This is a genomic window from Ralstonia mannitolilytica (genome assembly GCF_905397375.1).
GTDB lineage: Bacteria > Pseudomonadota > Gammaproteobacteria > Burkholderiales > Burkholderiaceae > Ralstonia > Ralstonia mannitolilytica.
Window position 1 is genome coordinate 1 of sequence record NZ_CAJPVG010000026.1, and the last position, 5687, is coordinate 5687.

Annotated in this window: 1 protein-coding gene, 2 tRNA genes and 3 rRNA genes; 5 read left to right on the top strand and 1 reads right to left on the bottom strand. The window is 53.0% G+C overall.

The window, feature by feature from the left end; genetic code table 11:
- On the bottom strand, positions 1–210 hold a 210-nt coding region (locus KHN96_RS22590), incomplete at its 3' end, for a hypothetical protein (RefSeq protein WP_211888742.1).
- 231 nt (positions 211–441) lie between these two features.
- Between KHN96_RS22590 and KHN96_RS22595 the strand changes: the two genes are divergently transcribed.
- From KHN96_RS22595 to rrf, 5 genes are all read left to right on the top strand, one after another.
- Positions 442–1979 (top strand): 16S ribosomal RNA (locus tag KHN96_RS22595).
- A gap of 59 nt (positions 1980–2038) precedes the next feature.
- Positions 2039–2115 (top strand) — tRNA-Ile (locus KHN96_RS22600).
- A gap of 32 nt (positions 2116–2147) precedes the next feature.
- A tRNA-Ala gene (locus KHN96_RS22605) sits at positions 2148–2223 on the top strand.
- Between the two features lie 268 nt (positions 2224–2491).
- Positions 2492–5370: ribosomal RNA gene (locus tag KHN96_RS22610) — 23S ribosomal RNA — on the top strand.
- A 113-nt stretch (positions 5371–5483) separates the two neighbouring features.
- Positions 5484–5596, top strand: a 5S ribosomal RNA gene (gene rrf / locus KHN96_RS22615).
- The 16S, 23S and 5S rRNA genes sit together here with 2 tRNA genes alongside, the layout of an rRNA operon.
- Positions 5597–5687: the final 91 nt, after the last annotated feature.

Sequence of the window (5687 nt, forward strand, 5' to 3'; positions counted from 1 at the left end):
AAACCCCCCTAATATTCGCCCCTCGCTGCACGACGCAGCGCCGAAACGAAAGCGACGGCGGGGCGTGTGAAGCGGTGGAGAAGTAGAAGTGGTGCGGGTTTCCGGGTGGTTGAAGTTGTTGACCGGCTGGATGTCGCGAAGAGGTTGGCGGCGAGTTGAACGAAAAAATTTCTTCAGCAAGTTGTTGACAGCGACGAAAAAGCTCTGCATAATCTCGTTTCTCTGCTGCAGACAACGCAGCGACGCGATGAACAAAGTTGATCGCGAAGTTCTTTAACAAGCAAACAGCCGATAAGTGTGGGCGCTTGATGACGGATGCGACGAACGCGAGTTCGTTAGCTTACAAGTTATGAAGTGCTCGCACAGAAGTAAGGTTTGAACGAAAGTTCAAGTCAGATTCTGAGAGTGAGCGACCGCTCGTAAAGAGCGAAACAGCAGATTGAACTGAAGAGTTTGATCCTGGCTCAGATTGAACGCTGGCGGCATGCCTTACACATGCAAGTCGAACGGCAGCGGGGGAAAGCTTGCTTTCCTGCCGGCGAGTGGCGAACGGGTGAGTAATACATCGGAACGTGCCCTGTAGTGGGGGATAACTAGTCGAAAGATTAGCTAATACCGCATACGACCTGAGGGTGAAAGTGGGGGACCGCAAGGCCTCATGCTATAGGAGCGGCCGATGTCTGATTAGCTAGTTGGTGGGGTAAAGGCCTACCAAGGCGACGATCAGTAGCTGGTCTGAGAGGACGATCAGCCACACTGGGACTGAGACACGGCCCAGACTCCTACGGGAGGCAGCAGTGGGGAATTTTGGACAATGGGCGAAAGCCTGATCCAGCAATGCCGCGTGTGTGAAGAAGGCCTTCGGGTTGTAAAGCACTTTTGTCCGGAAAGAAATGGCTCTGGTTAATACCCGGAGTTGATGACGGTACCGGAAGAATAAGGACCGGCTAACTACGTGCCAGCAGCCGCGGTAATACGTAGGGTCCAAGCGTTAATCGGAATTACTGGGCGTAAAGCGTGCGCAGGCGGTTGTGCAAGACCGATGTGAAATCCCCGGGCTTAACCTGGGAATTGCATTGGTGACTGCACGGCTAGAGTGTGTCAGAGGGAGGTAGAATTCCACGTGTAGCAGTGAAATGCGTAGAGATGTGGAGGAATACCGATGGCGAAGGCAGCCTCCTGGGATAACACTGACGCTCATGCACGAAAGCGTGGGGAGCAAACAGGATTAGATACCCTGGTAGTCCACGCCCTAAACGATGTCAACTAGTTGTTGGGGATTCATTTCCTTAGTAACGTAGCTAACGCGTGAAGTTGACCGCCTGGGGAGTACGGTCGCAAGATTAAAACTCAAAGGAATTGACGGGGACCCGCACAAGCGGTGGATGATGTGGATTAATTCGATGCAACGCGAAAAACCTTACCTACCCTTGACATGCCACTAACGAAGCAGAGATGCATTAGGTGCTCGAAAGAGAAAGTGGACACAGGTGCTGCATGGCTGTCGTCAGCTCGTGTCGTGAGATGTTGGGTTAAGTCCCGCAACGAGCGCAACCCTTGTCTCTAGTTGCTACGAAAGGGCACTCTAGAGAGACTGCCGGTGACAAACCGGAGGAAGGTGGGGATGACGTCAAGTCCTCATGGCCCTTATGGGTAGGGCTTCACACGTCATACAATGGTGCATACAGAGAGTTGCCAAGCCGCGAGGTGGAGCTAATCCCAGAAAATGCATCGTAGTCCGGATCGTAGTCTGCAACTCGACTACGTGAAGCTGGAATCGCTAGTAATCGCGGATCAGCATGCCGCGGTGAATACGTTCCCGGGTCTTGTACACACCGCCCGTCACACCATGGGAGTGGGCTTTACCAGAAGTAGTTAGCCTAACCGCAAGGAGGGCGATTACCACGGTAGGGTTCATGACTGGGGTGAAGTCGTAACAAGGTAGCCGTATCGGAAGGTGCGGCTGGATCACCTCCTTTAAGAGCGTGCATCCTAGTTAGGCGTCCACACTTATCGGTTTGTTTGATGTTACAGCCAAGGGTCTGTAGCTCAGGTGGTTAGAGCACCGTCTTGATAAGGCGGGGGTCGTAGGTTCAAGTCCTACCAGACCCACCAAGTTACGGACGGTGGAAGTCTCTGCCGTGACTGGGGGATTAGCTCAGCTGGGAGAGCACCTGCTTTGCAAGCAGGGGGTCGTCGGTTCGATCCCGTCATCCTCCACCAATACCTTGTGGTAGCCAAACGCAAGCATCGACGCGGTGATGTCGATGGTGTTTGCGTTTGGCCTAGCCAAGACGAGCGTAAAAGTTCGGCTGTTCTTTAACAATATGGAATGTAGTAAAGGTGTCGCGGTGCGTTGATGAGGCGCACAGTCAAAACGCGACACTGGGTTGTGATTGTATCAACCAGTATTACCAGAGCAATCGAAAGATTGTCTTGGAATACGGCACAACGCGAGAACTCAGCCTATAGCGAGACATACTCGTTATAGGGTCAAGCGAATAAGTGCATGTGGTGGATGCCTTGGCGATCACAGGCGATGAAGGACGTAGTAGCCTGCGAAAAGCTGCGGGGAGCTGGCAAACAAGCTTTGATCCGCAGATGTCCGAATGGGGAAACCCGGCCCGTATGGGTCATCTGTTACTGAATACATAGGTAACAGAAGCGAACGCAGTGAACTGAAACATCTAAGTAGCTGCAGGAACAGAAATCAACCGAGATTCCCAAAGTAGTGGCGAGCGAAATGGGATCAGCCTTGTACTCTTTAGCAGTATTGTTAGCAGAACGGAATGGAAAGTCCGGCCATAGTGGGTGATAGCCCCGTATGCGAAAACAGTATTGTGGAACTAGGTGTACGACAAGTAGGGCGGGACACGTGAAATCCTGTCTGAAGATGGGGGGACCATCCTCCAAGGCTAAATACTCGTGATCGACCGATAGTGAACCAGTACCGTGAGGGAAAGGCGAAAAGAACCCCGGGAGGGGAGTGAAATAGATCCTGAAACCGCATGCATACAAACAGTCGGAGCCTGGAAACGGGTGACGGCGTACCTTTTGTATAATGGGTCAGCGACTTACATTCAGTGGCAAGCTTAACCGATTAGGGAAGGCGTAGCGAAAGCGAGTCCGAATAGGGCGTTCAGTCGCTGGGTGTAGACCCGAAACCAAGTGATCTATCCATGGCCAGGTTGAAGGTGCGGTAACACGTACTGGAGGACCGAACCCACTAACGTTGAAAAGTTAGGGGATGAGCTGTGGATAGGGGTGAAAGGCTAAACAAACTTGGAAATAGCTGGTTCTCTCCGAAAACTATTTAGGTAGTGCCTCGTGTCTCACCTTCGGGGGTAGAGCACTGTCATGGTTGGGGGGTCTATTGCTGATTACCCCGCCATAGCAAACTCCGAATACCGAAGAGTGCAATCACGGGAGACAGACATCGGGTGCTAACGTCCGGTGTCAAGAGGGAAACAACCCAGACCGCCAGCTAAGGTCCCTAAATATGGCTAAGTGGGAAACGAAGTGGGAAGGCTAAAACAGTCAGGAGGTTGGCTTAGAAGCAGCCACCCTTTAAAGAAAGCGTAATAGCTCACTGATCGAGTCGTCCTGCGCGGAAGATGTAACGGGGCTAAGCCATATACCGAAGCTGCGGATGCACGTAAGTGCATGGTAGGAGAGCGTTCTGTAAGCCTGTGAAGGTGTCTTGTAAAGGATGCTGGAGGTATCAGAAGTGCGAATGCTGACATGAGTAGCGATAAAGGGGGTGAAAGGCCCCCTCGCCGTAAGCCCAAGGTTTCCTACGCAACGTTCATCGGCGTAGGGTGAGTCGGCCCCTAAGGCGAGGCAGAGATGCGTAGCTGATGGGAAGCAGGTTAATATTCCTGCACCGTCGTATGATGCGATGGGGGGACGGATCGCGGAAGGTTGTCCGGGTGTTGGATGTCCCGGTCCCTGCATTGGAGATGGCACTTAGGCAAATCCGGGTGCGTGATTCAAGGGTGTGGGGCGAGCGACTTTAGGTCGCGAAGCAATTGGAAGTGGTTCCAAGAAAAGCCTCTAAGCTTCAGTCATACGAGACCGTACCGCAAACCGACACAGGTGGGCGAGATGAGTATTCTAAGGCGCTTGAGAGAACTCGGGAGAAGGAACTCGGCAAATTGGTACCGTAACTTCGGGATAAGGTACGCCCTTGTAGTTTGACTGGCTCGCGCCAGAAGGATGAAGGGGTTGCAATAAAATGGTGGCTGCGACTGTTTAATAAAAACACAGCACTCTGCAAACACGAAAGTGGACGTATAGGGTGTGACGCCTGCCCGGTGCCGGAAGATTAAATGATGGGGTGCAAGCTCTTGATTGAAGTCCCGGTAAACGGCGGCCGTAACTATAACGGTCCTAAGGTAGCGAAATTCCTTGTCGGGTAAGTTCCGACCTGCACGAATGGCGTAACGATGGCCACACTGTCTCCTCCCGAGACTCAGCGAAGTTGAAGTGTTTGTGATGATGCAATCTCCCCGCGGCTAGACGGAAAGACCCCATGAACCTTTACTGTAGCTTTGCATTGGACTTTGAACCGATCTGTGTAGGATAGGTGGGAGGCTTTGAAACCGGGACGCTAGTTTCGGTGGAGCCGTCCTTGAAATACCACCCTGGTTTGTTTGAGGTTCTAACCTTGGCCCGTGAATCCGGGTCGGGGACAGTGCATGGTAGGCAGTTTGACTGGGGCGGTCTCCTCCCAAAGTGTAACGGAGGAGTTCGAAGGTACGCTTGGTACGGTCGGACATCGTACCTAAAGTGCAATGGCAAAAGCGTGCTTAACTGCGAGACCGACAAGTCGAGCAGGTGCGAAAGCAGGACATAGTGATCCGGTGGTTCTGTATGGAAGGGCCATCGCTCAACGGATAAAAGGTACTCTGGGGATAACAGGCTGATACCGCCCAAGAGTTCATATCGACGGCGGTGTTTGGCACCTCGATGTCGGCTCATCTCATCCTGGGGCTGTAGCCGGTCCCAAGGGTATGGCTGTTCGCCATTTAAAGAGGTACGTGAGCTGGGTTTAAAACGTCGTGAGACAGTTTGGTCCCTATCTGCCGTGGGCGTTGGAATCTTGACGGGGGCTGCTCCTAGTACGAGAGGACCGGAGTGGACGTACCGCTGGTGTACCTGTTGTCTCGCCAGAGGCATCGCAGGGTAGCTATGTACGGAAGAGATAACCGCTGAAAGCATCTAAGCGGGAAACTTGCCTGAAGATGAGGATTCCCTGGAGACTTGATCTCCCTGAAGGGTCGTTCGAGACCAGGACGTTGATAGGCTGGGTGTGGAAGCGCAGTAATGCGTTCAGCTAACCAGTACTAATTGCCCGTGCGGCTTGATCCTATAACCGGTATGTTTCCGGCTGGGTCTGCCTTGTGCCGATACACACAACCCCTACACACTACATTCCATATTGGCGATGTTGAACACCGCGTCAGCAACGCAACAAGTCATAGCCTGGTGACCATAGCGAGTCGGTACCACCCCTTCCCATCCCGAACAGGACCGTGAAACGACTCCGCGCCGATGATAGTGCGGATTCCCGTGTGAAAGTAGGTCATCGCCAGGCTCTCCCTCAAAACACCCCAGCTCCCGCGAGCTGGGGTGTTTGCTTTTACGCGTCCCAAACGCAGCGCTCCCCATCGCCCCAAGAAAAAAGC